This is a genomic window from Rhodoplanes tepidamans (genome assembly GCF_030813915.1).
Lineage (GTDB): Bacteria > Pseudomonadota > Alphaproteobacteria > Rhizobiales > Xanthobacteraceae > Rhodoplanes > Rhodoplanes tepidamans.
This window is the reverse complement of sequence record NZ_JAUSUJ010000004.1, coordinates 184,337-208,611: the sequence shown is the minus strand read 5'-3', so window position 1 is coordinate 208,611 and position 24,275 is coordinate 184,337. Positions and strand designations below refer to the sequence as shown.

General features: G+C 72.9%; 19 protein-coding genes. 11 read left to right on the top strand and 8 right to left on the bottom strand.

The genetic code is table 11. The annotated features are described in order from the left end of the window. Positions 1–11 precede the first annotated feature (11 nt). Positions 12–1,157 (bottom strand): DUF917 domain-containing protein, encoded by a 1,146-nt coding sequence (locus J2S22_RS07005; protein WP_272775219.1) that lies wholly within the window; start codon positions 1,155–1,157, stop codon positions 12–14. A gap of 263 nt (positions 1,158–1,420) precedes the next feature. Between J2S22_RS07005 and J2S22_RS07000 the strand changes: the two genes are divergently transcribed. Genes J2S22_RS07000 through J2S22_RS06985 form a run of 4 tightly spaced genes read left to right on the top strand, consistent with a single transcriptional unit; the run spans position 1,421 to position 5,888 of the window. Further along, positions 1,421–2,434, top strand: a complete 1,014-nt coding sequence (locus tag J2S22_RS07000) for a TIGR03619 family F420-dependent LLM class oxidoreductase (protein ID WP_272775220.1) — start codon at positions 1,421–1,423, stop codon at positions 2,432–2,434. A 24-nt stretch (positions 2,435–2,458) separates the two neighbouring features. Further along, positions 2,459–3,706 (top strand): threonine synthase, encoded by a 1,248-nt coding sequence (locus J2S22_RS06995; RefSeq protein ID WP_272775221.1) that lies wholly within the window; start codon positions 2,459–2,461, stop codon positions 3,704–3,706. Beyond that, positions 3,703–4,686, top strand: coding sequence for an LLM class flavin-dependent oxidoreductase (locus J2S22_RS06990; protein WP_272775222.1), 984 nt, complete (start codon positions 3,703–3,705; stop codon positions 4,684–4,686). The genes J2S22_RS06995 and J2S22_RS06990 overlap by 4 nt, the downstream gene beginning before the upstream one ends. Positions 4,687–4,706: 20 nt before the next feature. Then, positions 4,707–5,888, top strand: a complete 1,182-nt coding sequence (locus tag J2S22_RS06985; RefSeq protein ID WP_272775223.1) for a M24 family metallopeptidase — start codon at positions 4,707–4,709, stop codon at positions 5,886–5,888. Positions 5,889–6,085: 197 nt separating this feature from the next. Here J2S22_RS06985 and J2S22_RS06980 read toward each other — a convergent pair whose 3' ends face one another. Genes J2S22_RS06980 through J2S22_RS06970 form a run of 3 tightly spaced genes read right to left on the bottom strand, consistent with a single transcriptional unit; the run spans position 6,086 to position 10,496 of the window. Then, positions 6,086–7,270, bottom strand: coding sequence for a xanthine dehydrogenase family Fe-S subunit (locus J2S22_RS06980; RefSeq protein ID WP_272775224.1), 1,185 nt, complete (start codon positions 7,268–7,270; stop codon positions 6,086–6,088). Further along, entirely contained in the window at positions 7,267–8,091 is an 825-nt protein-coding gene (locus J2S22_RS06975; protein ID WP_272775225.1) for an FAD binding domain-containing protein, read from the bottom strand. Before J2S22_RS06975 ends, J2S22_RS06980 begins: the two co-directional genes overlap by 4 nt. After that, positions 8,088–10,496: a xanthine dehydrogenase family protein molybdopterin-binding subunit gene (locus J2S22_RS06970; RefSeq protein WP_272775226.1), complete on the bottom strand. Its 2,409-nt coding sequence runs from the start codon at positions 10,494–10,496 to the stop codon at positions 8,088–8,090. Before J2S22_RS06970 ends, J2S22_RS06975 begins: the two co-directional genes overlap by 4 nt. 451 nt (positions 10,497–10,947) lie before the next feature. On the opposite strand from J2S22_RS06970, the gene J2S22_RS06965 reads away from it, so the two are divergent. The 6 genes from J2S22_RS06965 (at position 10,948) to J2S22_RS06940 (ending at position 16,529) form a co-directional block, all read left to right on the top strand. Next, complete coding sequence (locus J2S22_RS06965) at positions 10,948–11,829, top strand: NAD(P)-dependent oxidoreductase (protein WP_272775227.1); 882 nt, start codon at positions 10,948–10,950, stop codon at positions 11,827–11,829. A gap of 79 nt (positions 11,830–11,908) precedes the next feature. Next, positions 11,909–13,144, top strand: coding sequence for an amino acid ABC transporter substrate-binding protein (locus tag J2S22_RS06960; RefSeq protein WP_272775228.1), 1,236 nt, complete (start codon positions 11,909–11,911; stop codon positions 13,142–13,144). Then, positions 13,141–13,890, top strand: a complete 750-nt coding sequence (locus J2S22_RS06955; RefSeq protein WP_272775229.1) for an ABC transporter ATP-binding protein — start codon at positions 13,141–13,143, stop codon at positions 13,888–13,890. The genes J2S22_RS06960 and J2S22_RS06955 overlap by 4 nt, the downstream gene beginning before the upstream one ends. Then, positions 13,887–14,612, top strand: a complete 726-nt coding sequence (locus J2S22_RS06950) for an ABC transporter ATP-binding protein (RefSeq protein WP_272775230.1) — start codon at positions 13,887–13,889, stop codon at positions 14,610–14,612. The genes J2S22_RS06955 and J2S22_RS06950 overlap by 4 nt, the downstream gene beginning before the upstream one ends. A 12-nt stretch (positions 14,613–14,624) precedes the next feature. Beyond that, complete coding sequence (locus tag J2S22_RS06945) at positions 14,625–15,500, top strand: branched-chain amino acid ABC transporter permease (protein WP_272775231.1); 876 nt, start codon at positions 14,625–14,627, stop codon at positions 15,498–15,500. A 9-nt stretch (positions 15,501–15,509) separates the two neighbouring features. Beyond that, entirely contained in the window at positions 15,510–16,529 is a 1,020-nt protein-coding gene (locus J2S22_RS06940; protein ID WP_272775232.1) for a branched-chain amino acid ABC transporter permease, read from the top strand. Between the two features lie 32 nt (positions 16,530–16,561). Here J2S22_RS06940 and J2S22_RS06935 read toward each other — a convergent pair whose 3' ends face one another. Continuing rightward, positions 16,562–18,253, bottom strand: coding sequence for a GMC family oxidoreductase (locus tag J2S22_RS06935; protein WP_272775233.1), 1,692 nt, complete (start codon positions 18,251–18,253; stop codon positions 16,562–16,564). Between the two features lie 182 nt (positions 18,254–18,435). Between J2S22_RS06935 and J2S22_RS06930 the strand changes: the two genes are divergently transcribed. After that, positions 18,436–19,500: a ketopantoate reductase family protein gene (locus J2S22_RS06930; protein WP_272775234.1), complete on the top strand. Its 1,065-nt coding sequence runs from the start codon at positions 18,436–18,438 to the stop codon at positions 19,498–19,500. A gap of 15 nt (positions 19,501–19,515) precedes the next feature. Here the strand turns inward: J2S22_RS06930 and J2S22_RS06925 are convergent, their stop codons facing one another. Genes J2S22_RS06925 through J2S22_RS06915 form a run of 3 tightly spaced genes read right to left on the bottom strand, consistent with a single transcriptional unit; the run spans position 19,516 to position 24,249 of the window. Beyond that, positions 19,516–22,563, bottom strand: coding sequence for an efflux RND transporter permease subunit (locus J2S22_RS06925; RefSeq protein ID WP_272775235.1), 3,048 nt, complete (start codon positions 22,561–22,563; stop codon positions 19,516–19,518). Continuing rightward, positions 22,560–23,684 carry an efflux RND transporter periplasmic adaptor subunit gene (locus tag J2S22_RS06920; RefSeq protein WP_272775236.1) on the bottom strand — a complete coding sequence of 375 codons (1,125 nt, stop codon included), beginning with the start codon at positions 23,682–23,684 and terminating at the stop codon, positions 22,560–22,562. Before J2S22_RS06920 ends, J2S22_RS06925 begins: the two co-directional genes overlap by 4 nt. Further along, positions 23,629–24,249: an HdeD family acid-resistance protein gene (locus J2S22_RS06915; RefSeq protein ID WP_272775237.1), complete on the bottom strand. Its 621-nt coding sequence runs from the start codon at positions 24,247–24,249 to the stop codon at positions 23,629–23,631. Before J2S22_RS06915 ends, J2S22_RS06920 begins: the two co-directional genes overlap by 56 nt. Between the last annotated feature and the right edge of the window lie 26 nt (positions 24,250–24,275).

The following is a 24,275-nucleotide window of genomic DNA, read 5'->3' as shown; positions in this document are numbered from 1 at the left end:
CCGCCGTCGCCTCAGGCGAGATCCACGCCGTCGAAATCGAAGCCGAAGTGGCGCGGGCCGAGCAGGGCGCGGCCCGCCGGGCTGCGCCACACCGGATCGAGCGCCGGCATGGCGAACACGACCACGCCGCGGCCGGGCGTCACCTCGCCGAGCGTCGTGAGCGGCCGGTTGGTGTCGCGGTCGAGCAGCGCGATCACGTCGGGGCTGGTGGCGACCACGGCGCCGTCGCGCCACACCACGTGATGCTCGTTCTTGACCCACACGTCGATCGCCTCCCCGGCGTGATCGCCGGTGCCGCGCAGCCGGTAGGTCAGCTCGCGGAACGTGTAGGGCGGGGTGTCGCGCCAGTCCGTCGCCACCGCCTCGGTGACCGCCAGCACGCGGCCGCCGGTCGCCGCGACGAGCGGCGCCAGCCGCGCGGCGAGGTCGCCGCCGTCCGCGGCGCCGCGGCGGAGCGCGGCCCCGACGGTGCGGGCGCGCAGCAGGCTGTGCTCCACCAGCGCGGCCCGCGCCTCGCCGAGCCGCATCAGATGGCCGACCGTCGCGATGCCGCGTCCATAGGCGGCGCGGCTGATCATGCGGCCGATCCGGTCCACCATCGGCGTGCCGACCGCCGCGTCGACGACGAGGCGGTCGCCCCAGCGGTCGATCATGACGACCGGCGTGGCGCGCCGGCCGAGCAGCTCCAGCTTGGTGAGCGGCAGCTCCGGAATGGCGCGACCCACGACGTCGCCATCCAGCACGCCGATGCCGAGCAGGCGGGCCGTGGCGATGGTGGCGGCCGTCGCGGCGCTCGACAGCTCCAGCGAGACCAGGGCGCCGACCGTCGTGCCGGTGTGGCTCTCCAGGGCCCGCACCGCGGCGGCGAGCCGTGGCACGATGGCGGGGAACGCCTCGGCGACCAGCCCGTGCTGCGCCAGCTCGTCGGCGGGCGGTGGCTCGTCCGGATCCTTGCCACCGACGATCACGGCCCAGCACACCAGGGTGTCGTCGGGCAGCGTCGCCGGGTCGGTGAGTGCGATCGTCTCGCCGGCGGCGACGAGCGGCGCGAGCAGGTCGCGGCCGGCCTCGATGCGGCCGCCGCCGCCGGTGCCGAAGAAGGTCAGGCCCCAGCAGAAGTCCTCGACCTCGTCGAGGGTGGCGATCGTTCCGCTCATTCCGGTCTCTCCGTTGCCGCGCCGGCGGTCCGTTCCGCCGGCCTGCGTCCGCCCCGTCGCGTCTGCAAGCGGCGGTCCAACTCCGCGCGGTCGATCGTGCCGCGCCCCGTCTCGATGGGCGAACCCTTGCCCTCGGACGAGGGCGTGGCTACGCAGGGGCCGCACGACCCGACCTTTCCTTACACCCCCCGAGGATCGACGGCACGGCGCCCGGCCCGCGACAGCGGGACTCGTTGCGCGGTGCGAAACCAGAGGACGAATCGATGAGCCTGCTCTTCAGCGTCGGCTTCCCCACCGGAATGGAAGGGCTGACCTATCCGATCCCGTTCTCGGATCCCGAGACCCTGGTGGAGATCGCCCAGTATTCGGAGAAGCTCGGCTATCATTCGATCTGGGGCAACGACCACATGACGACCCAGCACTATGTGCGGGCCGAGTTCCCGGTGCCGCCGCGGTTCTGGGAGCCGCTGGTCACCTACGCGTTCCTGGCCGCCCACACGACGACGCTGCGCTTCGGCACCGGCGTGCTGGTGCTGCCGATGCGGCGCGACATCGTGGTCACGGCGAAGCAGATCGCGACGCTCGATCACCTCAGCAACGGCCGCGTCGAGATCGGGGTCGGCGTCGGCGCCTATCGCGAGGAGTTCGAGGCGCTGAATCCGGACGGCCAGGTGCATCGCGGCGACATGGTGGAGGAGGGCGTCAAGGCGCTGCAGCTGCTGTTCTCCGAGCGCAGCGCCTCGTTCGACGGCACGTACTACAAGTTCAAGGACGTCGAGCTGTACCCCAAGACCAAGCAGGCGCATCTGCCGATCTATTTCGGCGGCAACAACCCGAACCATCTGCGCCGCACGGCCGAGTCGGCCGACGGCTGGGTGCCGGCCGGGCTGCCGCTGGAGACGCTGCGCCGGATGGTGCAGGAGCTGAAGGGCATGACCGAGGCGGCCGGGCGCGACTTCTCCAAGCTGCAGATCGCCCCGCAATACGTGGTGCATCTCGGCAAGGACCAGGAGAGCGCGGTCGCGCGCTACCAGCAGAGCCAGATGTTCAAGCATTTCGAGTCGCTGCGGAAGTCGACCCTGAAGGGGCAGGCCGGCACCAAGTCGGAGGACATCAACCTGGTCGGCAGCGTGCAGACCGTGGTCGACCGCGCCAATGCGTTCCGCGAGGCCGGCGTCACCCACTTCCTCGGCCTGTTCTTCGCCGCCAACAGCGTCGCCGAGCTGAAGGACCAGATGCAGATGTTCGCCGAGGAGGTTCGGCCGAAGATCGGCTGAGCCGCGGCGCGGAGAGGCACGCCCATGACCGCGACGGCGTCGACCGCCATCGGCCAGCGCTCGCTCGGCGATCCGAGCCTGCTGTTCCCGCTCGCCCGGCCGCTGCTGACCGGGTGCCCGGCGACCAGCACCGAGGAGATGCAGTATCCGCTGGAGATCGACTACGACTACGCGAAGGTGCCGCGCGACATCTTCGCCCAGCCGCCGCTGCCCGGGCTCGCCCGCTGGGCGCCCCTGCTGCCGCCGCTGGTGCCGGAGCTGTCGATGGGCGAGGGCGGCACCGCGCTGATCGAGAGCGAGGCGATCGGCCGCTGGCTCGGCCTCGACCTGCCGGTGTGGCTGAAGGACGAGAGCCGCAATCCGACCTGGAGCCACAAGGACCGGCTCAACTACTGCATCGTCTCGACCGCGGTGAAGACCGGCGCGCCCGGCATCGCGGTCGCCTCGACGGGCAATCACGGCGCCGCGGCCGCCGCCTACGCGCGCCGCGCCGGCCTGCCCTGCGTGGTGATCTCGACGCGCGACGCGCAGCCCGCCTTCGTGCATCTGCAGGCGGCGCTCGGCAGCACCTTCCTCCAGGTCGAGGGCAGCGCGCGCTGGCCGACGCTCCGCCGCATCATCGAGGAGACCGGCTTCATGCCGGCCTCGAACCTCACCCGCTTCCACACCGGCAACCCGTTCGGGCCGGAAGGCTACAAGACGATCGCCTACGAGATCTTCGCCCAGCTCGGCCGCGAGCTGCCCGGCACCGTGGTGCTGCCGACCGGCTACGGCGAGATGCTGTTCGGCGTCCACAAGGGATTTCGCGAGCTGAAGCGGCTGGGACTCACCCACCGGGTGCCGCGGCTTCTCTCGGCCGAGCCGATCGTGCGGGCGCCGCTCGCCCGCGCCATGGCCCAGAACGTCGCCGCCGCCGAGGTGAGCGGGCCGGCTTCGATCGCCGCCGGCATCGCCTGCACGGTCTCGTCGTACCGGGCCGCCGTGGCGCTGCGCGAATCCGGCGGCCGGCCGCTGACCTTCCACGACGACGTGCTGCGCGAGGCGGCGACCCGGCTGGCGCACGAGGGCCTGTGGCAGGAGTTCTCCGGCGTGGCGGGCCTCGCGGCGCTGCACGAGGCGGTGCGCCGCGGCGAGGCGATCGAGGAGCCGGTCGTCGTCGTGCTCACCTCGACCGGCCTCAAGGAGATGCCCGCCGTCGTGCCGCCGCCGCCGGCCGAGCCGGTGTCGCTCGACGACCTGATCGCGGCCTTGAAGCGGGGGGCGGGAGCGTGAGCGCGTCGTTCCTCTGCTCGATCTCCTACGACGGCGCGGGCGCGCCGGCCGAGCTCGCCGCCATGGTCGAGCAGGCCGACGCGGCGGGCGCCGCGAACCTGTGGGTTGCGTCGCATCTGTTCCACCGCGAGCCGATCGCGACGGCCGCCCTGATGCTCGCCCGCAGCCGCCGCATCGGCGTCGTGCTGATGGCGATGAGCCCCTACACGGTGCACCCGGTGCACGCCGCCATGGCGGCCGCGACGCTCGACGAGGCGTTTCCGGGCCGGGTCGGCCTGTGCTTCGGCTCCGGCGCGCCGCGCGACCTGGAGGCGATCGGCGTCGCCGCCGCGCACCCGCTGGCGGCGCTGCGCGAGAGCATCGACATCGCCCGGGCGCTGCTCGCCGGCGAGACCGTCACCTATGCGGGCGAGCGCTTCCGCACCGCCGGCCGCCGGCTCGCCACCGGGGCGCGGCCGCTGCCGCTCTGGCTCGCCGCCTCCGGCCCGCGCATGCTGGAGCTCGCCGGCGAGCGCGCCGACGGCGTGCTGATCAGCGCCGCGACCTCGCCCGCATTCGTGCGCTGGTCGCTCGATCTGGTGGCGCGCGGCGAGGCGAAGGCCGGCCGCAGCGTGCGCAAGGCCGGCCTGGTGTTCTGCTCGGTGGCGGCGGACGCCCGCACCGCGCGCGACCGGCTGCGGCGGACCATCGCCTACATCCTGCGCGGCCAGCATCACGCCAAAAACCTGGAGCTGGCCGGGACGGCGCTCGATCAGGAGGCGCTCGCCGCCGCCTTCGCGCGCGAGGACTGGCCGGCCGTCGAGGCGCTGGTGACCGACGACGTGCTGCACCGGCACACCGCGAGCGGCACGCCCGACCAGGTCGCCGCGGCGCTCGCCGCCTATCGGGCCGTGGGGCTCGACGAGATCGTCACCTATGGCGTGCAGGACCGCCGGCAGCTGGCCGACGTGCTCGCCGTGACGGGCGGCGCCGCCGCCTGAGAATCACCGGAGTAGGACCCATGCATTACCGGGACGACATGCGCGCGATCGCCGAGGCGGCGCGTGCCAAGGCCTTCGCGGCGGCGCGCGACGACGCCACCGTGATCGTCTCCACGGACCCGATCCATGTCGGCTGGCTCACCGGCTATCGCAGCGTGCTGGCCGACGCCGACCGCTACTTCCGCTGCGCCGCGATCCTCACGCCCGAGCGCACCGTGCTGGTGACCGGGACGAGCGACGCGGCGCCGGCCCTGGAGGTGCTGCGCGACCCGACCTGCATCCACCGCTACGGCGTCTTCTACGTCTCGTCGGTCGCGGGCGGCATCGATCTCGCGTCGATGCCCGAGGCCAAGGCGACCTTCCCCGAGGCGCTCGCCGCGGCCGTCGCGGCGCATGTGCGGCCGGGCGACGTGGTCGGCATCGACGCGGCGGCGCCGGCCGACCTGCAGCAGGTCGAGGCGCTGGCGGGCTGCGCGACGACGTTCGACGTGCGGCCGGCGGTGATCAGGGCGCGCAGCGTCAAGACGCCGGGCGAGATCGCCACCATGCGGCACGCCGCGGCGATCACCGAGCGCGGGCTGGCCAAGGCGCTGGACGCCGCGCGCCCCGGCATGACCGAGCTCGACCTCGCCACCATCATCTCGACCGAGATCGTCGCCGGCGGCGGCATCCCGCGCTTCGTCGTCGTGACGGCGGGCGACCGCGCCGCGCTGGCCGACGCCTACGCGACCCGGGCCGTGCTCGCCCCGGGCGACCTGGTGCGCTTCGATCTCGGCTGCACGGTCGACGGCTACTGGTGCGACATGGCGCGCACCGCCGTGGTCGGCGCGCCGACGGCGCTGCAACGCGACCGCTACCAGGCGCTGCTCGACGGCGAGCTGGCGCAGCTCGCCATCGCCAAGGCCGGCGTCACGGCGGGCGAGCTGTTCGAGGTCGCCGTGAACCGGGTGCGGCAGGGCGCGCTGCCGGACTATCGGCGCAGCCACTGCGGCCACGGGCTCGGCATCGGGCCGCACGAGTTCCCGACCCTCAACCCCGCCAACCGCGACGTCGAGATTCTCGAGAACATGGTGCTGTGCGTCGAGACGCCGTTCTACGAACTCGGCTGGGGCGGCATGATGGTCGAGGACATCATCCTGATCAAGCCGGACGGCTGCGAGTGCCTGACCGAGCTGCCGCGCGACCTGCGCGTGCTGGGATGAGGAGCTGATACGAATCCCGCCTGATCAGTTCGGGGTCATTCCGGGGCGCACCGAAGGTGCGAACCCGGAATCCAACGGCGAACTCTGCGGTCTCGGCTGGAGTCCGGGTTCGGCGCGGAGCCTGTCGTCGGGCCGGCCGAAGGCCGGACCCGATGGCGCCGCCCCGGAATGGCCGAGTTGATCAGACGGAAGCCGCCTCAGCCGCGGCTTCGGCCGAGCAGCCGGCCGAGCCAGGCCTTCAGCGAGGCCCACAGCAGCGCCTTGGCGTCGAGGGCGGCCGGCGTCCGCGCCGGCGCCGTGTCGCCGGCGAGCGCGGCGTCCAGATTGGCCGCGAAGGTGGCGACGAGGCGGCGGCCGATCTCCTGGGCGACGCCGGAGCGCGACACCTGGGCCAGCGTGCCCTGCAGCACGTAGTCGACCACCAGAACGACGCGGCTGCCGTCCCGCGACTCCGGTTCGACCCGGAAGGTCGCCTCGGCGCGCGAGCGCGAGCCCGAGGCCTTGTCGCTGCCGGCGCCCTGCACGCGGCCGATCCGCCGCGTCTCGTCGCGGACGATCTTCGCGGAGCCGGCGAACGCCGCCTTGATCGGCCCGACCGCGACGACCAGGCGCCCGCGCACGTGATCGGCGCCGTGCTCGATCAGCTCGGCGCCCGGCACGCAGGACGCCACCATCGGAAAGTCGCACAGCGCCGCCCACACGGTCGCGGGTGGCCGCGCGATGGAGAAGGTCTCCTCGAACCGCGTCCAGCCGGCCGGCGGGGCCGGCGCGTCCGCGAGATCCGGCGCGACGGCGGTGGAGGCGGACACCGCGGACGACGGGACCGGCGTCGCGCCCGCCGCCGACGCGCCAACCGCCGGCGCCGCGACGGCCGGGAAGGCCGGCGGCGCGGCGGGCGGTGCCGACCGGGCCCGCGCCGCGGCCTCGCCCGCCGCGACGCTCGTCACCGCGCGCACGATGCCGGCATAGCCGGTGCAGCGGCACAGGTTGCCGGACAGCTCGTGCCGCACCGTCTCGGGCGCGGCGTCGGGCAGGCGCAGCGCCAGGTCGCGGCCGGCGATCAGCATGCCGGGCGTGCAGAAGCCGCACTGCAGCGCGTGCTCGCGCGAGAACGCGCTGCGCAGCTCGGCCATCACCGGGTCGTCGTCGAAGCCTTCGATGGTGCGCACCGCCTGCCCGTCGCAGGAGACGGCGAGGACGATGCAGGCGCGGGCCGGCGCGTCGTCGATCAGCACCGTGCAGGCGCCGCAGATGCCGTGCTCGCAGCCGAGATGCGTGCCGGTGAGCCGCAGCCGCTCGCGCAGCAGGTCGGCGAGCGAGGTGCGCGGCGCCAGGTCGGCCGCGATGGTCTCGCCGTTCACGGTCAGGGTCACGTGAGTCATGCGTAGGCCTGCAGGATGGCGCGGCGGACGGCGCTCGCCCGCATCCGCAGCGCGACCGGGTCGAGTCCCGGCACGGCGGCGGCGACCGCGGTCTCGACGATCGTCTCGGTCGCCGCCGCGGCACCGCCGGTCAGCACCGTCTCCGCGAGATCGGGGAGGGCGGTCGGGCCGGACGGCAGCGCGCCCATCACGATGCGGGCGAAGCCCGACGGCCGATCGAGCACCACGGCGGCGCTGACCAGCGGATACTCGCCGGCCTTGCGGCAGAACTTGAAGTATCCGGTGCGGGCCTGCGCTGACCGTTTCGGCACGACGACCGCGTTGACGATCTCGTCGGCGGCGAGGTCGGTGGTGAAGGCGGCGCGCACGAAGCGCTCCGCCGGCTGCACGCGGGTGTCGTCGTGCGTCCTGATCTCGATCGACGCGCCGAGCGCGACCAGCGCGAGCGGCCAGTCGGCGGCCGGGTCGGCATGGGCGATCGAGCCGCCGATGGTGCCGCGGGTGCGCACCGAGCGATAGGCGATGCCGCGCGCCACCGTGCCCACCATGGCCGCGCCGGCGAGCCGGTCGCCCAGATCCTCGAGCCGCGCATGGGTGACGCCGGCGCCGATGCGCCAGGCCTCCGGCGCCTCGCCGATCTCCGTCAGCACGTCGAGGCGCGAGATGTCGACGAGCAGGGCGGGCCGCGCCAGCCGCAGGTTCAGCATCGGCCCGAGCGACTGGCCGCCGGCGAGCAGCTTGGCGCCGTCCGATCCGGCCAGCAGGGCCTGCGCCTCGTCGAGGCTCGCCGGCCGCACATAGTCGAACGCCGGCGCCTTCACGACGCGGCGTCCGACCGGGCCGGCGCCCGGCCGCGCAGGATGGCGGCGAGCACGCGCTCCGGCGACAGCGGCGTCGCGCCGATCTCGACGCCGAGCGGCCGCAGCGCGTCGTTGACGGCGTTGGCGAGCGCGGCCGGCGGCGCGATCGCGCCGCCTTCGCCCATGCCCTTGATGCCGAAGGCCGTGTAGGGCGAGGGCGTCTCCATGTGGGTGATCCGGATGTCGGGAATCTCGGCCGGGCCGGGCATCACGTAGTCGGCGAGCGTGGCGGCGAGCGGCTGGCCGGCGGCGTCGTAGGGGCTCTCCTCGTACAGCGCCGTGCCGATCCCCTGGGCGGCGCCGCCGAGCGTCTGGCCCTCGACGATCATCGGGTTCACCAGCGTGCCGCAGTCCTCGACGATCACGTAGTCGAGGATCTCGACATGGCCGAAGCCGGGATCGACCGCCACCACGGCGGCGTGGGTGGCGTAGGAGAAGGCGCCGGTGTCGACCTGCGGGCGATGCGCCACGGTCGCCTCGAGCCCGCCGACGTCGACGTCCGGCGGCAGCCGGTCGGGCCGGCAGTACCACGCCTCGGCGACCTCGCGCAGCGACAGCGACGCCTGCGGGCCGACGACGCGGCCGCGCTCCAGCCGCACCGTGCCGGTCGCCGCCTGCATCAGATGCGCCCCGATGCCGAGAAGCCGCGGCACCAGCGCCCGGCAGGCGTCGGCTACCGCGCCGCTCGTCATCACGATGCTGCGCGACGCGTAGGTGCCGGTGGAGAACGGCGTCTCGGCGGTATCGCCGAGCAGCACCTGGATGTCGGCGATGTCGACGCCCAGTACCGTGTGGGCGACCTGGGCGAGCGTCGTCTCCATGCCCTGGCCGTGCGAATGCACGCCGGCCCGCACCTCGATCGCGCCCTCCGGCGTGACCCGCACCATCGCCTGCTCGTAACCGGGGATGAACTCCATGCCCCAGCTCTTGAACACGCTCATGCCGTGGGCCGACTGCTCGCAGTAGCTGGCGAAGCCGATGCCGATCAGCCGGCCGTCCGGCTCGCCGTCGCGCTGGCGCGCCCGCCACTGATCGAACCGGATCGCCTCGCGCGCCATGTCGAGGCCCTTCTGATAGTCGCCGCTGTCGAACAGCTTCCCGGCGACGTTCCGGTACGGCATCGCGTCGGCGGGCACGAGATTGTCGCGGCGCACCTCCCACGGCTCGCGGTCGACCGCGCGGGCGATCGCGTCGATCATCAGCTCCATGGCGAAGCACACGCCGGTGCGCGCCACGCCGCGATAGGGCAGGAATCCCGGCTTGTTGGTGGCGACGCAGTCGGCGCGCACCCGGTAGCCCGGAAGCGCGTAGGGGCCGGGCAGGTTGCCGACGATCTGGCCGGGCTCGAGCCCGATGGTCTGGTGCCAGTTGGAGTAGGCGCCCCCGTCGACCGTCACCTCGGCGTCGAGCGCCAGCAGGCGGCCGCGCGGATCCGCATAGCCGGTGATGCGGTAATGGTGCTGGCGCGTGTTGGCGCCGGCGACCAGGTGCTCGCGGCGGTCCTCGACATAGCGGAACGGGGCGCGGAACCGCATCGCCAGCCAGGCGACGCACAGCTCCTCGGGATGCATGTTGTACTTGTAGCCGAAGGCGCCGCCGACGTCGGGCGCGATCACCTGCACGCGGCGCTGATCGAGGCCGAGGAACTTGGCCAGCCCGATGCGCAGCAGATGCGGCGCCTGGCTGGACGCGTAGACGACCAGCCGGTCGGCGCGGGCGTCCCAGGTGGCGAGCACGGCCTTGCCTTCCAGCGGCACCATGGCCTGGCGCGACAGCGACAGCTCGCGCTCCACCACCACGGCGGCCGCGGCGGCGTTCTCGGCGAAGCCGCTCTCGTAGCGCAGCGACAGGAACAGGTTGTCGTCCCAGTCCTCGTGCGGCCGCACGGCGGGATCGCGCTTCGCCGCGACCGCGTCGATCACGGGCGGCAGCTCGTCGAGATCGAGGTCGATCTCCTCGATCAGATCCTCGGCCTCGGCCCGGGTGGCGGCACAGGCCATCGCCACCGGCTCGCCGACGAAGCGCACCTTCTCGTGGGCGAGCGGATGCTGGGCGACCGGCCGGTAGGTCGGCAGGCCGGACTGGCCGAGGATCGGCCGGGCCTCCGGCATGTCGTCGCGCACGAAGACGAAGCGGGCGGCGGGCTTGCGCACCCCGAGGATGCGGGCGTGGGCGACCGGGCTGCGCAGGAAGGCGACCTCGCGCTGGCCCGGCAGCACCATGTCGGACACGTAGGCGCCGCGCCCGTGCAGGAAGCGCGCGTCCTCCTTGCGCGGCACCCGCGCGCCGATCCCCTGGGGGCCGGTCTCCTGGCAGCCGATCTCCTGGCAGCCGATCTCCGGGCAGCCGATCTCGGGCCCGCTCATCGCGGTCCGCTCGTGCAGCGTCCGGTCGCGTGCCGCCGCGGCCCGTCGCCCTGCGGCTTCCCCGAACGCGGCGTCGGCGGCATCGCGGTGCAGTCCATCCCGTCACTCCCACCGCGACGATCCCGCCGCGCCTTCGGTCCTGGTCCACGAGGTCGTCGTCGCGGTGCCGGACCGTCCTCGTCGCGACCTTCGATAGCAGACCAACATATCATAGCAAGTTCCGTGCCCGGGTTCCGGTCGCCGAAACGCAAGACCGCCCGCGATCTCCCGGTCCGGTTCGGCCGGACCACGACCGGCCGCGCCGCGCCGGCCGGCACTCGCCCCGTCGCCCGGGGATCGCCGGCCGCGCCGATCCGCCCGGCGGCGCGGCAACGCCCGGCTTGCAACGGCGCGGCGAACCGCTAACCTGCCTGGCATACAAAGACCAAAAAACATCCGGGATGGAGACGTCATGGAGGTCGGGTTCGTCGGCGCGGGGCGCATGGGCCTCGCGATGATCCGCAATCTCGTCGCGGCCGGCCACGGCGTCCGGGTCTTCGACGTGTCGGAAGCGGCCGTCGCCCGGGCGGTGGCGGCCGGCGCCACCGCGGCCGCGACCGCCGCGGACGCGGTCCGGGGCGACGCCGTCCTCTCCATGCTGCCGAACGACCGCGCCATGCGGGCGGTGTTCCTGGAGAGCGACGTGCTGGCCCGCGCGCCCTGGTCGCTGGTCCACGTCAACATGGCGACCGCCTCGGTCGCCTGCGCGCGCGAGCTCGCCTCGGCCCATGCGGCGCGCGGAGTCGCCTACGTGTCGGCACCGGTGTTCGGCCGGCCCGAGATGGCGGCGCGGCGCGAGCTGAACGTCATGGCGGCCGGCCCGCCGGAGGCGATCGACCGGGTGCAGCCGCTGTTCGACGCGATCGGCCGCAGGACGTGGCGGCTCGGCGAGGAGCCGACCAGCGCCAACGTCACCAAGATCGCCGGCAACCTGATCGTCGCCTGCATGATCGAGTCGCTCGGCGAGGCGGCGGCGCTCGCCCGCGCCCACGCCATCCCGCCGGCCGACCTGCTCGGCGTCGTGGTCGGCTCGCTGTTCGACGTGCCGATCGTCCGCACCTACGCGGATCTCGTCGCGAGCGAAACGTTCGAGCCGGCCGGCTTCGACCTGCGGCTCGGGCTGAAGGACACCCAGCTCGCGCTCGCCGCCGGCGAGGCCGTGCACCTGCCGCTGCCCTTCGCCAGCGTGCTGCGCGACAACTATCTCGACGCCCTCGCCCACGGGGCGGAGACGAAGGACTGGTCGGCCATCACCCAGGTCGCGACGCGGCGCGCGGCGCTCGACGCGACCTGACGCGCCGCCGACACGTTCAACACCGACGGGTTGCACACCGACACGTTCGACGACGACAAGAACGCCAGGGAGGTTCTCGATGACGACGTTCGACCCGACCCGCCGCCGCGTGCTCGGCGCCGCCGGTCTCGCCGCCGGCGTGGCCGCCGGACTCGCGCTGGCGGTCGCAGCCGCCGCGCCGGCGGTCGCCCAGCAGGCGCCGATCGTGATCGGCGGCACGCTCGGCCTCACCGGCGCCTATGCGGAGCCGTCGACCGACTACAAGTTCGTCTACGACCGCTGGCTCGAGGAGGTGAACAAGAAGGGCGGGCTGCTCGGCCGGCCGGTCAAGATGGTCGTCTACAACGACGAGAGCACGCCGACGGTGGCGCAGTCGCTGTACAACCGGCTGCTCGACCAGGACAAGGTCGACATCGTGATCGCCCCCTACACCACCTTCGTGGGCGGCGCCGTGGTGCCGATCGTGATGTCGCACGGCAAGCTCCTGTTCAACGGCGGCTTCGTCGGCATCAACATCTTCAGGAACAACAAGGGCTCGATCATCGGCAGCTTCACCTATCAGGAGCCGGACTACACGCGCGGCCTGTTCGAGATGCTGAAGGACCTGCCGGCCGAGCAGCGGCCCAAGCGGCTGGCGATCTTCACCTCGCAGAACCCGTTCACCGTGGTGGTGCGGGCCGGCATCGGCGGCAAGGGCGGCGCCCTGAACTACGCCAAGGAGGCCGGCATCCCGGTCGTCCTCGACGAGCAGTATCCGCCCACGACCACCGACTTCAACGGCCTGGTGCAGAAGGCCAAGGCGGCCAATGCCGACATGGTGCTGGCGCTCGGCCTGCCGAACGACACGCTCAACATCGCCCGCAGCGTGCATCAGCAGGGACTCAAGCCGATGGTGTTCTGCACCTGCGGCTCGCAGGTGACGACGCTGTCGGCGTGGCCGAAGCTCGGCGAGGCGGCCGAGGGCGGCTTCGGCACCACGGTGTCGTGGCCGACCCAGGGCTATCCCGGACTCGCCGACCTGGCCGCGGTGTTCAAGGCGCGCGGCTACGAGACGCTGCCGACCTACGCGATCGTCGGCTACGCCATCCTGCAGGTGATCGAGCAGGCCGTGGAGGGCGCCAAGACGCTCGATCAGGAGAAGCTCAAGGCCTACATCCACGCCAACGAGTTCAAGACCGCGGCCGGCACGTTCCGCTACCAGGACGACGGCACGCCGGTGTTCAGCCAGATCCTGATTCAGTTCCAGAACGGCAGGAACCAGGTCGTGTGGCCGAAGCAGGCGCAGACGGCGCAGCCGGTGCTCGGCAAGCCATGAGCGAGGCGGGTGCGGAGGCGCTGCTGACCGTCGACGGGATCGGCAAGCGCTTCCGGGGCGTGGTCGCCGTGAAGGACGTGTCGTTCACGGTGGCGCCGCGGTCGGTGCTCGGGCTGATCGGCCCGAACGGCTCCGGCAAGACCACGCTCCTCAACATCGTCAACGGCGTGCTGGCGCCGGACCAGGGCGAGATCCGCCTGTCCGGCGCCGTCACGACGGGGCGGCGTCCGTCCGACCTCGCGGCGCTCGGCGTGGCGCGCACCTTCCAGGCGGCGCGGGTGTTCAGCACCCTGACCGTGACCCAGAACCTGTTCGTGCCGCTGCTGCACCAGCGCGCGCTGGAGCGGCGCGCCGCCCACCGCCGGGCCCTGGAGCTGCTCGCCTTCGTCGGCCTCGAGCGCCACGCCGACCGGGTGGCGAGCGAGCTGTCGGGCGGCCAGCAGCGCCTGCTCGAGTTCGCCCGCACGCTGGTGACCCGGCCCAAGATCGTGCTGATGGACGAGCCCTTCGCCGGCGTGCATCCGCAGATCAAGGCGACCCTGATCCGCTGCATCCGCGAGACGGTGGCGGCCGAGGGCGCCTCGTTCCTGATCGTCAGCCACGAGGTGCCGGACCTCGTCGCCATGTCGGACCGGATGGTGTGCCTGGTCGAGGGCGCCGTCGCCGCCTGGGGGCTGCCCGCCGACGTGATCCGGGAGGAGAAGGTGATCGACGGCTATCTGGGCCGCAGCGAGGAGGCCGCGTGACCGCCCCGCCGCTGCGCATCGCCGGCCTGCATGCCGGCTACGTCCCCGGGCATCCGATCCTGCGCGGCGTCGACCTCGTCGCCGAGGCGGGCCGCATCACCGTGGTGCTGGGGCCGAATGGCGCCGGCAAGTCGACCCTGCTGAAGGTGGTGGCCGGGTTCCTGGCGCCGCTGCGCGGCAGCGTGATGCTGGGCGACGACGACATCGGCGCCCTGCCGGCGCATCGCCACGTCGCCCTCGGCATCGGCCTGCTGCCGCAGGGCCGCTCGACCTTCCCGGACCTCACCGTCGAAGAGAACATCGAGCTCGGCGGCTGGTCGATGCGCAACGACCGCCGGCGCCTCGCCGAGGCCGTCGAGGCGGTGCTGACCCGCTATCCGCATCTGCGCGCGCTGCGCCGGCGCGCCGCCGGCAGCCTCAGCGGCGGCCAGCAGCGCGCCGTCGAGATCGCCCGCATGCTGGTGCCGGACCCCAGGGTGCTGCTGGTCGACGAGCCGTCGGTCGGCCTGTCGCCGATCGTCGCCCGCCAGGTCTACCAGGAGCTCCAGGCGCTGCGGGCCGAGGGCCGCACCATCCTGCTGGTCGACCAGGACGTGCGCGCCGCCATCGCGGTCGCCGACTACGTCTACGTGCTCGGCTCCGGCCGCAACGACATCGAGGGCGACCGCTCCGCCTTCGAGGGCGATCTCGGCGCCATGGTGCGCGGCTGGCTCGGCGTCTAGGGGGACCGCGCGATGCTGACCCACGTCCTCTCGATCGTCGCCGACGGCGTCCTGCTCGGGCTCATCTACGCCATCACCGGGCTGGGGCTGAGCCTGGTGCTCGGCGTCATGGGCATCGTCAACGTCGCCCACAGCGCCTTCGTGATGCTCGGCTCGTTCCTCGCCTTCGAGCTGTTCCGCCGCTTCGGGGTCGATCCCGTCGTCGCCTTCGTCCTGGCGCTGCCGGTGTTCTTCGTGCTCGGCATCGTGGTCTACCGGGTCGTCATCACGCGGGTGCAGAGCGCGGCGCAGACCCAGGGGCTGGTCGCCATGTTCGGCCTGATGGTGCTGATCGAGAATCTCGGCACCATCGCCTGGACGACCGACACGCGGGTCGTCACGGCGTCCTACACCAACGCCTCGCTGGTGCTCGGCGGCGTGGTGCTGCCCCATGTGCGGCTGATCGCCGGCGGCCTCGCGCTCCTGCTGATCGGGGGGGTCTGGGCGTTCCTGCGCTTCACCCTCACGGGCCGGGCGATCCGCGCCATGGGCCAGAACCCGGAGGCGGCCCGCATCGTCGGCGTCGACATCGCCCGGCTGTCGGCCGTGATGTTCGGGCTCGGCATCGCCTGCGCCGGCGCGGCCGGCGTCGCGCTCGCCATGGTGTTTCCGTTCTCGCCCAACACCCAGGTGGTGTGGCTCGCCTGGGCCTTCCTGGTCGTCATCCTGGGCGGGCTCGGCAGCGTCGCGAGCACGCTCGCCGCCGGCATCGCGGTCGGCCTGATCCAGAGCGTCTGCACGGCCGTGATGCCGTTCGACACCGTCTATCTCGTCCTCTACGTCCTGCTCGCCGTCATCCTCACGGTCCGTCGCGAGGGCCTGAGCCGCGCCGTGCGCCGGACCATCTAGGAGAATCAGGTGTTCTCGGTCTTCCTGATCCCGAAGGCGACCGGCAGCCGGACGGCGGCGCTCGCCGCGTGGGGCGTGTGGCTCGCGCTGCTCGCCGGCCTCGCGGCCTACGGCCTGTTCGGCACCCGGCTGTTCGTGCTCAGCACGCTCGCCACCGTGTTCATGTACGTGGTGCTGACCCAGGCCTGGAACCTGCTCGGCGGCTACGGCGGCTATCTCAATTTCGGCCTCGTCACCTTCTTCGGCATCGGCGCCTACACGACCGGCATCCTGTTCCAGTACCACGAGCTGTCGCCGTTCCTGACGGCGCCGCTCGCCGGGGTCGCGGCGGCGATCGCCGGGCTCGCCATCGGCATCCCGACGCTGCGGCTGCGCGGCGCCTATTTCGCGCTGGTGACCATGATCGTCACCTTCGCGGTGCAGATCCTCGCCCTCGACCTGACCATCACGCAGGGGGCGCTCGGCATCTACCTGCCGGCCCTGCCGCTGAAGCCGATCGCGGTGGAGCGGCTGTTCTACTTCGTCTTCCTCGGCCTCGCCGTGCTGGTGACGGCGCTGGTGTGGGCGGTGGAGCACTCCAACATCGGCTGGGCCCTGGTCGCCATCCGCGAGGACGAGGACGCCGCCGAGATCGTCGGGGTGCGCACCGTCGAGGTGAAGTGGGCCGTCAACGCCGTCACCTGCTTCATCGCCGGGGTGGTCGGCGGGCTCTACGCCCAGCGCATCGCCTATATCGAGCCGACCGGGACGTTCGCGTTCGACATCTCGCTCAACGTCGTGCTGATGGCGGTGATCGGCGGCGCCGGCTTCTGGCAGGGCCCGCTGATCGGCGCGCCGATCGTGCTGCTGGTCGCCGACATGCTGCGCGTCACCGTGACGTCCGAGGTGAACCGGGTGATCTTCAGCATGATCGTCATCCTGATCGCGCTGTTCGTCCCGGGCGGCGTGATGGGCGTGGTGTCGCGCTGGCGGCGCGCCCGCCAGCCGAAGCCCGAGGATGCCGCGGCGAGCGGCCTGCCGGCACCGTGACGGCGCGGCGCGCGGCGCTGCGCCGGTGCGCGTCATCGCGTCTCGGAGCGGATCAGCTCGGCGGCGCGCTCGGCGACCACGAGGGTGGTGAGATTGGTGTTGGCGCTCGGAACGGTCGGCATCACCGACGCGTCCACGACCCGGAGGGCCGCGATCCCGTGAACCCGGCAATGCGGATCGACCACCGCCAGGGGATCGCCGGCGCGGCCGATCGCGCAGGTGCCGCTCGGATGCGCCATCGGCGCGGCGGCGGCGAGGATCTCGTCGTCCGGCACGCGCACCCGGCCGGCGCGGTGGCCGACGAAGCGGCCGGGCGCCAGGGCCCGGTTCAGCGCGAGGCGGGCGAGCGGCGCCGGCGCGTTGACGATCGCCTTGACGGCGGCGGCGCGCAGCCGCCCGGCGAGGCCGGGCTGGTTGAACTGCTGCAGCGACATCACGGGCGGCAGCAGGAAGGCGTCGCGATAGGTCGCGGTGACCGCGGGATCGGCGAGCAGGGCCTCGACCAGCCGCGCCGCCGTCAGCAGCCGCGGCGGATCGCGCGGGTCCTGCAACAGCGCGAAGGCGATCGCCGGCGGCTCGTCGGGGTCGGCGCTGCGCAGGGCGACGCGCCCGCGCGAAAACGGCGTGTAGAGGGCGGCGCCGACCATGCCGAGATCGGGGCCGTAGGAATAGGGGCTGACGCGGCCGATGGCGAAGACCAGCAGGTCCGCCGCCGGGCAGCCCTCCAGGCCGGAGGAGACGCGCAGGCCGGCGATGGCGAAGCGCCGCAGCGCCGCCGGCATGCGGGCCGGCTTCGGCAGCGTCAGGGCGAACTGCAGATAGGGATGGTTCTGCAGGTTGGCGCCGACGCCGGGCCGGTCGGCGACGACGGCGATGCCGAGGGCCTTCAGGTCCTCGGCCGGGCCGATGCCGGCGCGCAGCAGCAGGGCCGGGGAGTGGATGGCGCCGGCGCACAGGATCACCTCGCCGGCCGCGATCGTCCGGGTCGCGCCGCCCTGGCGCACCGCGACGCCGCAAGCGCGGCGGCCGTCGAGCCGCAGCGCCGTCACCTGCGTGTCGGCCAGGATCGCGAGATTGGGGCGCCGGCGCACCGCCGCGGTCAGATAACACCCGGCGCTGGTCGAGCGGACCTGCGCGTCCTGGGCGACCGGCATCGGGAAGAAGCTGTCGCCCGGCGCCTCGTTGATGTCCTCGATCGTGGCGAAGCCGCGCGCCGCGGCGGCCCGCTCCATCGCGGCCACATAGGCGGGCCATTCGGCGCGCGGCACCCGCCGCACCGGATAGGGGCCGTGCGGGCCGTTCCGTCCTGCGGCACGGGTGCCGTCACGGTCGAGGTCGTGCTCGACGGCGCGGTAGAGCCGCAGCGCCTCCTCGAAGCTCCAGCCGTCGGCGCCGGCGGCCTCCCAGGCGGCGAAGTCGCTCGCCAGGGCGCGCAGGGTCCACAGGCCCATGACGCTCGAGCCGCCGCCCATCACGCGGGCCTGCGGGAACGGGTAGGCGGCGCCGCCCGGCTTCCGGGTCGCCGTGAGGCCGGGCCAGAAATACCGCGGCGCCAGCGACGAGGTCGGGAACGTGTCGGCGATGTCGGCCGGCACGGCGCCGGGCGGCGTGTCCGGCCCGGCCTCGACCAGCAGCACGCGGCGGCCCGGATCCTCGGAGAGGCGCGCCGCCAGCACGGCGCCGGCGCTGCCGCCGCCGACGATCAGGCAGTCCGGATGGTCCATGGCGGGGGTGTTCCACGGTGCGTGACGGAGAGACGGAAGGGACCGGAGCGAAGCCGGGGCCCGATCGCACACGCTCCGGTGCCGCTTCGTCAAGCCCCGCGTCGCGCTTCGGTCGGCGACCTCCGGAAGGTGTCTCACATGAGCTCGTTCTCACTCGATCTCGTTCTCACATGGAGTGCCGCGTGACCTCGTCCGAGACCAAACGAATCGCCGTGCTGGGCGCCGGCGCCAACGGCGCCTCGATCGGCGCCGACCTCGCCCGCGCCGGCCTCGACGTCGTGCTGATCGACCAGTGGCCGGCGCATGTCGAGGCGATGCGGGCGCACGGCGCCCGCATCGAGATGCCGGACGAGACGCTCACGGTGCCGGTGCGGGCGCATCACCTCTGCGACGTGTGCACGTTCCGCGAGCCGTTCGACGTCGTGCTGCTGGTCACCAAGGCCTACGACACCCGCTGGTCCTGCCAGCTGATCGAGCCGTATCTGAAGCCGGACGGCCTCGTCGCCGGCGTGCAGAACGGCATGACGACCGACACCATCGCCGAGGTGGTGGGGCCGCACCGGACCATGGGCTGCGTCATCGAGATCTCGTCGATGATGTTCGATCCCGGCGTGGTGCAGCGCCATTCGCCGCCGCCGCGCTCGTGGTTCGCGGTCGGCGCGATCGACGCCGCGGCGAAGGGCCGCGAGGTGGAGATCGCCGCGCTGCTGCGCCACGTCGGTACGGTGGAGATCGTCGACGACATCCGCGCGGCGAAGTGGATGAAGCTGGTCAGCAACGCGACGACGCTGGTGACGACGGCGATCCTCGGCGTGCCGATGCTGGAGGCGGCGGCGATGCCGGGCATGCGCGAGCTGATGCTGCGCTCCGGGCAGGAGGCGCTCGACGCCGGCGCGCTGCAGGGGCACCGCGTGCTGCCGATCTTCGGCCTGACCGAAGACGACGTGCGGCAGACCAACCGGCTGGTCGAGGTGCTGCTCGACACGCTGCTCGCCGGCTTCGTGCTGCCGCACACCAAGACCACGGTGCTGCAGGACTGGATGAAGGGCCGCCACAGCGAGGTCGACGACCTCAACGGCCTCGTCGTCGCGGCGCATGCGCGGCACGGCGGGGCCGCGCCCGTCAACGCCGCCGTGGTGGATCTCGCCCGCCGCATCGAGCGCGGCGAGATCGCGCCCGGCCCGCAGAACCTGGCGCTGCTGAAGGCGCTCGCCGGCGAGGCCGCGTCCCGCCCGGCGGCGAGCTGACCGGCCCGCGTCGGCTCAGGCGTCGGCGGTCGCCGCCGGCTCCTGCGCCCGGAAGGCGGCGACGTAGAGGGCGGGCAGGAAGATCAGGGTCAGCACGGTGGCGACCAGGAGGCCGCCCATGATGGCATAGGCCATCGGGCCCCAGAAGATCGTCGCGGCGATCGGGATCATGCCGAGCACGGTCGAGATGGCGGTCAGCACGATCGGCCGCAGCCGCGACAGCGAGGCGGCGATCACGGCGTCCCAGACGGGCCTGCCCTCGCCGCGCTCGGTCTCGATCTGGTCGATCAGGATCACGGCGTTGCGGGCGATCATCCCCATCAGGGCGAGAATGCCGAGGATGGCGACGAAGCCGAGCGGCTTCTGGTACAGCAGGAGCGCCGCGACGATGCCGATCAGGCCGAGCGGCACGACGCTCAGCACCAGCGCGAGCCGGGAGAAGCTCTGCAGCTGGATCATCAGGATCGTGACGGTGACGAACAGCATCGCCGGCACCACGGCGAACACCGAGGCCTGCGACTTGGCGCTCTCCTCCACGGTGCCGCCGGTGGCGATGCGATAGGCGGCCGGCAGCCCGCCCTGCACCCAGGCGACCTTGTCGGCGAGCGCCGCCACCACGGCCTCGGGCGAGACGCCCGCCGCGACGTCGGCCTGGACCGTGAGGGTCGGCAGGCCGTCGCGCCGCCACACCAGCGGATACTCCTGCTCGTCCTCCAGCACGGCGAACTGGCCGAGCGGCACGGTGCGGCCGTTGGGCAGCGCGACCTGCAGGTTGCGCAGCGTGGCGAGCGAGACGCGCTGCTCGTCGGTCGCCCGCACGACCACGTCGACCAGATAGATGCCGTCGCGCATCTGGGTCACGGCATTGCCCGAGACCACGCTCGCCAGCACCCCGGCGATCGCCTCGGAGGAGAGGCCGAGCAGGCGCGCCTGGTCCTGGTCGACCCGAATGCGCACCTTGCGGGCCGGCTCCATCCAGTCGAAGTTGATCTGGCGCACCCGCGTGTCGGCCGCGATGGTCGAGGCGAGCAGCATGGCGGCGTCGCGCACCTCGGCGAGGTCCGGGCCGCTGACGCGGTACTGCACCGGCCAGCCGACCGGCGGGCCGAGCTCCAGCGGCACGATGCGCGACACGGCGCTCGGAAACTCGTCCGCCAGCACCTTGGAGAGCCTTTCGCGCAGGCGGTCCCGCGCCGGCACGTCCTTGGCCACCACCACGAGCTGGCTGAAGAAGTCGTTCCTCAGCTGCACGTCGAGCGGCAGGTAGAAGCGGATGACGCCGCGGCCCACATAGGTGCTCCAGTGGGCGACGTCGGGATCGGCGGCGAGCACGCGGTCGAGCCGCGCCGACGCGCCGGCCGAGGCGTGGATCGAGGCGTTCTGCGGCAGGCGGAGATCGACCAGCAGCTCGGGCCGGTCCGAGGAGGGGAAGAACTGCCGCGGGATCAGCGGCAGCGCGGCGATGGACGCCACGAAGCAGGCGAGCGTCACGCCGATGGTGATCCAGCGATGCCGCATGGCGCCGACCAGCGTACGGCGGAACAGCGTCACCAGCCGGCCCGGCCCGGTCGCCGCCTTGGGGGGCGGCAGCAGCGCGACGCCCACCAGCGGCGTGAACAGCACGGCGACCACCCAGGAGGCGATCAGGGCGACGCTCACCACGGCGAAGATCGAGAACGTGTACTCGCCGGCCGAGCTCCTCGCGAAGCCGATCGGGATGAAGCCGGCGAGCGTGACGAAGGAGCCTGTCAGCATCGGCATCGCCAGGGTCCTGTAGGCGAAGGCGGCGGACTCCGCCTTCGTCGCGCCTTCGGCGAGCTTCATCGACATGGCGTCGATGGTGCTCATCGCGTCGTCCACCAGCAAGGTGAGGGCGATGATCAGGGCGCCGAGCGAGATGCGCTGCAGGTCGACCGAGATCAGCTCCATCACGGGGAACACGAGGGCGAGCGTCAGCGGGATCGACAGCGCGACGACGGCGCCGGCCCGGAAGCCGAGGCTGACCACGCTGACCGCCATGATGATGACGATCGCCTGCCAGAGCGATTCCATGAACTCGCCGATGGCGGTGTCGACCACGGCGGGCTGGTCGGCCACCAGCACCGGCTCGATGCCGATCGGCAGGTCGGCCGTGATCTCGGCCATCAGCGTCTTCACGTCGCGGCCGAGCGCCAGGATGTCGCCGCCGGTGCGCATGGCGACGGCGAGGCCGATCGCCGGCGTGCCGTTCACCCGGAACATCGGCTGCGGCGGATCGGCGAAGCCGCGCCGCACCGTGACGATGTCGCGCAGCCGCACCAGCCTGTTGCCGGCCGCGATGTTGACGTCGAGAATGTCGAGCTCCGACTCGAAGGCGCCGGAGACGCGCAGCACCAGTGTCTCGTCGCCGGTCTGGATGCTGCCGGCCGGGCTGACGGCGTTCTGGGCCCGCAGCGCCGCGACCACCGCGGCGCGGTCGAGCCCGAGGCCGGCCAGCGTGGCGGTGGAGAACTCGATGAACACCCGCTCGTCCTGGGCGCCGAGGATCTCGACCTTCGACACGTCGGCGAGCGCCAGCAGGCGCTTGCGGATCGCCTCCGCGGTGTCGCGCAGCTCGCGATGCGTGAAGCCGTCCGCCGTGAGCCCGTAGATGATCCCGAAGGTGTCGCCGAAGTCGTCGTCGAAGCCGGGGCCGACCACGCCGGCCGGCAGGGTGTGGCGCATGTCGGCGACGCGCTTGCGCACCTCGTACCAGATGTCCGGCACTTTTCCGGGCGGTGTCGAGCCTTTCAGGTTGACGAAGATCGTGGTCCGGCCCGGCACCGTGGTCGAGCGCAGGAAATCGAGATTGGGCACCTCCTTCAGGGTGCGCTCCAGCCGGTCGGTGATCTGGTCGAGCGTGTCGGCGAGGGTCGCGCCCGGCCATGCCGCCTCGACCACCATGGCGCGGAACGTGAACGCCGGGTCCTCGTTGCGGCCGAGCCGGACGTAGGACAGGAGGCCGGCCAGCGTCACGGCGATCATCAGGTAGAGCACGAAGGAGCGGTGGTGCAGCGCCCAGGCTGAGACGTTCGGTCCGCTCATGGGCGCGCCCCGAGGAGGCGCACCTTCTGGCCCGGATGCAGCGCCTGCACGCCGGCCGTGACGACGATCTCGCCGACGTCGAGCCCGCCCGCCACGGCCACCTTGGCCGGATCGAACCGCACCACCTCGACGGTGCGCAGCGCGACCGTGGTGGTCTTGGGATCGACGATCCACACGGCCGGCGCCCGGTCGGCGCGGGTGAGGGCGGAGGCGGGAATCTCGATCACGGCCTGGGCGTCCAGGCGGAGGCGGCCCGTCACGGTGGCGCCGAGCCGCATCGCCTCGGGCGGATCGGCGAGCCCGACCTTCACCTCGAACGTGCGGGTCACCGGATCGGCCTCCGGCGCGACCTCGCGCACCCGGCCGGTCGCCGTCACGGCGGGATCGTCGGTCAGGCTCACGGCGATCTCCGCGTCCGGCGGCGCCGTGCGCAGCACCTGGGCCGGCACCTCGAACACGGCGTCGCGGCCGCCCTGGCGGGCGAGCCGCACGACCGTCTGCCCGGCCTGCACCACCTCGCCGGGCTCGGCACCGACCGCCGTGACGACGCCCGGCGCGTCGGCCTTCAGCACCGTGAAGCCGAGCAGGTCGTCGGCGGTCTTCAGCTGCGCCTCGGCGGAGTCGAGCCGCGCCTGCGCGGTGTCGCGCTCCTTCTTGGCCTGGTCGAACAGGGCCCGGGTCGTCCAGCCCTGCGCCAGCAGCGTCTCCTGGCGCTCGAAGTGATTGGAGGCCTGGGTCAGGGCGGCCTGCGCGGCGGCGCGGTCGGCCTGCGCGGCGCGCACCGCGTTGGTCTCGTTCTGCGGCTCCAGCCGAGCGAGGACCTGGCCGGCCGCGACGCGGTCGCCGACGTTCACGGGCCGCTCCATCACCCGGCCGGCGATGCGGAAGCCGAGCGCCGCGACGTCCTGGGCGGCGATGCGGCCGGTGAGCGCCACGGTGTCGCCGGCCTCGCGCGTCGTCACCGTGACGGTGCGCACCGGCCGCGGCTCGGGCGCCCGCGCCTCCTCGGCCGGCCCGCAGGCGGCGAGCAGCGCCGCCAGCGCGATCGCGGCGCCCGCGGCGGCGTCAGGGCGTCGGCGCCGGCACGAGGGCCTTGCGGACGGCGAGGGCGATCGCGACATAAGCCAACCCCGAGATCACGAGGGACACGCCGGCCACGACGCCGGCCTCCAGCTCCCGCACATGCGGGAACTTGAACACCAGCACCAGGCTCATCACCAGCGCGAGCAGCCCGGAGACGAGCAGCCAGAGAGCGCCGCGCTGGCGGCGGATCTTCACGGCGCAGCCGATCTGCGACAGGCCGAGCACGACGAACACGATGGCGATCAGCAGCGTGATCGCCACCGCGCCCTTGAGCGGGTTGAAGTAGACCAGGATGCCGCCGACGATCTCGACGCCGCCGCCGAGGAGCTGCCAGACGAAGCCGGGCCACGCCTTGGTCTCGAACGCCTGGACGACCTTGGCGATGCCGACGATCACCAGCACGGCGCCGAGCACGAGGCCGGCCGCCATGGTCGAGGTCGCCGGCAGCGAGATCGCCGCGAGCCCGCAGGCGAGCAGCACGAGCCCGAGCAGCAGGAACGTCCACCATCTGAACCGGAGCGTCTGCTCCGCGGACGGCCCGTCCCGCCGCCGCCCGTCGTCCGCCCTGTCGTCCCGCGTCATGCCGGCCGCACGCTCCCGCATTCCCCGCACCGCAGGCGCGGTGGGTC

Coding starts and splice junctions, on each gene's coding strand:
- J2S22_RS06955 (WP_272775229.1), top strand. CDS start 13,141: ATGAGCGAGGCGGGTGCGGAGGCGCTGCTGACCGTCGACGGGATCGGC.
- J2S22_RS06980 (WP_272775224.1), bottom strand. CDS start 7,270: ATGACTCACGTGACCCTGACCGTGAACGGCGAGACCATCGCGGCCGAC.
- J2S22_RS06920 (WP_272775236.1), bottom strand. CDS start 23,684: ATGTCGCGATCGCCCTCGCCGTCCGCAAGGCCCTCGTGCCGGCGCCGA.
- J2S22_RS06945 (WP_272775231.1), top strand. CDS start 14,625: ATGCTGACCCACGTCCTCTCGATCGTCGCCGACGGCGTCCTGCTCGGG.
- J2S22_RS06925 (WP_272775235.1), bottom strand. CDS start 22,563: ATGAGCGGACCGAACGTCTCAGCCTGGGCGCTGCACCACCGCTCCTTC.
- J2S22_RS06965 (WP_272775227.1), top strand. CDS start 10,948: ATGGAGGTCGGGTTCGTCGGCGCGGGGCGCATGGGCCTCGCGATGATC.
- J2S22_RS06960 (WP_272775228.1), top strand. CDS start 11,909: ATGACGACGTTCGACCCGACCCGCCGCCGCGTGCTCGGCGCCGCCGGT.
- J2S22_RS06935 (WP_272775233.1), bottom strand. CDS start 18,253: ATGGACCATCCGGACTGCCTGATCGTCGGCGGCGGCAGCGCCGGCGCC.
- J2S22_RS06915 (WP_272775237.1), bottom strand. CDS start 24,249: ATGCGGGAGCGTGCGGCCGGCATGACGCGGGACGACAGGGCGGACGAC.
- J2S22_RS06970 (WP_272775226.1), bottom strand. CDS start 10,496: ATGAGCGGGCCCGAGATCGGCTGCCCGGAGATCGGCTGCCAGGAGATC.
- J2S22_RS06985 (WP_272775223.1), top strand. CDS start 4,707: ATGCATTACCGGGACGACATGCGCGCGATCGCCGAGGCGGCGCGTGCC.
- J2S22_RS06995 (WP_272775221.1), top strand. CDS start 2,459: ATGACCGCGACGGCGTCGACCGCCATCGGCCAGCGCTCGCTCGGCGAT.
- J2S22_RS07000 (WP_272775220.1), top strand. CDS start 1,421: ATGAGCCTGCTCTTCAGCGTCGGCTTCCCCACCGGAATGGAAGGGCTG.
- J2S22_RS07005 (WP_272775219.1), bottom strand. CDS start 1,157: ATGAGCGGAACGATCGCCACCCTCGACGAGGTCGAGGACTTCTGCTGG.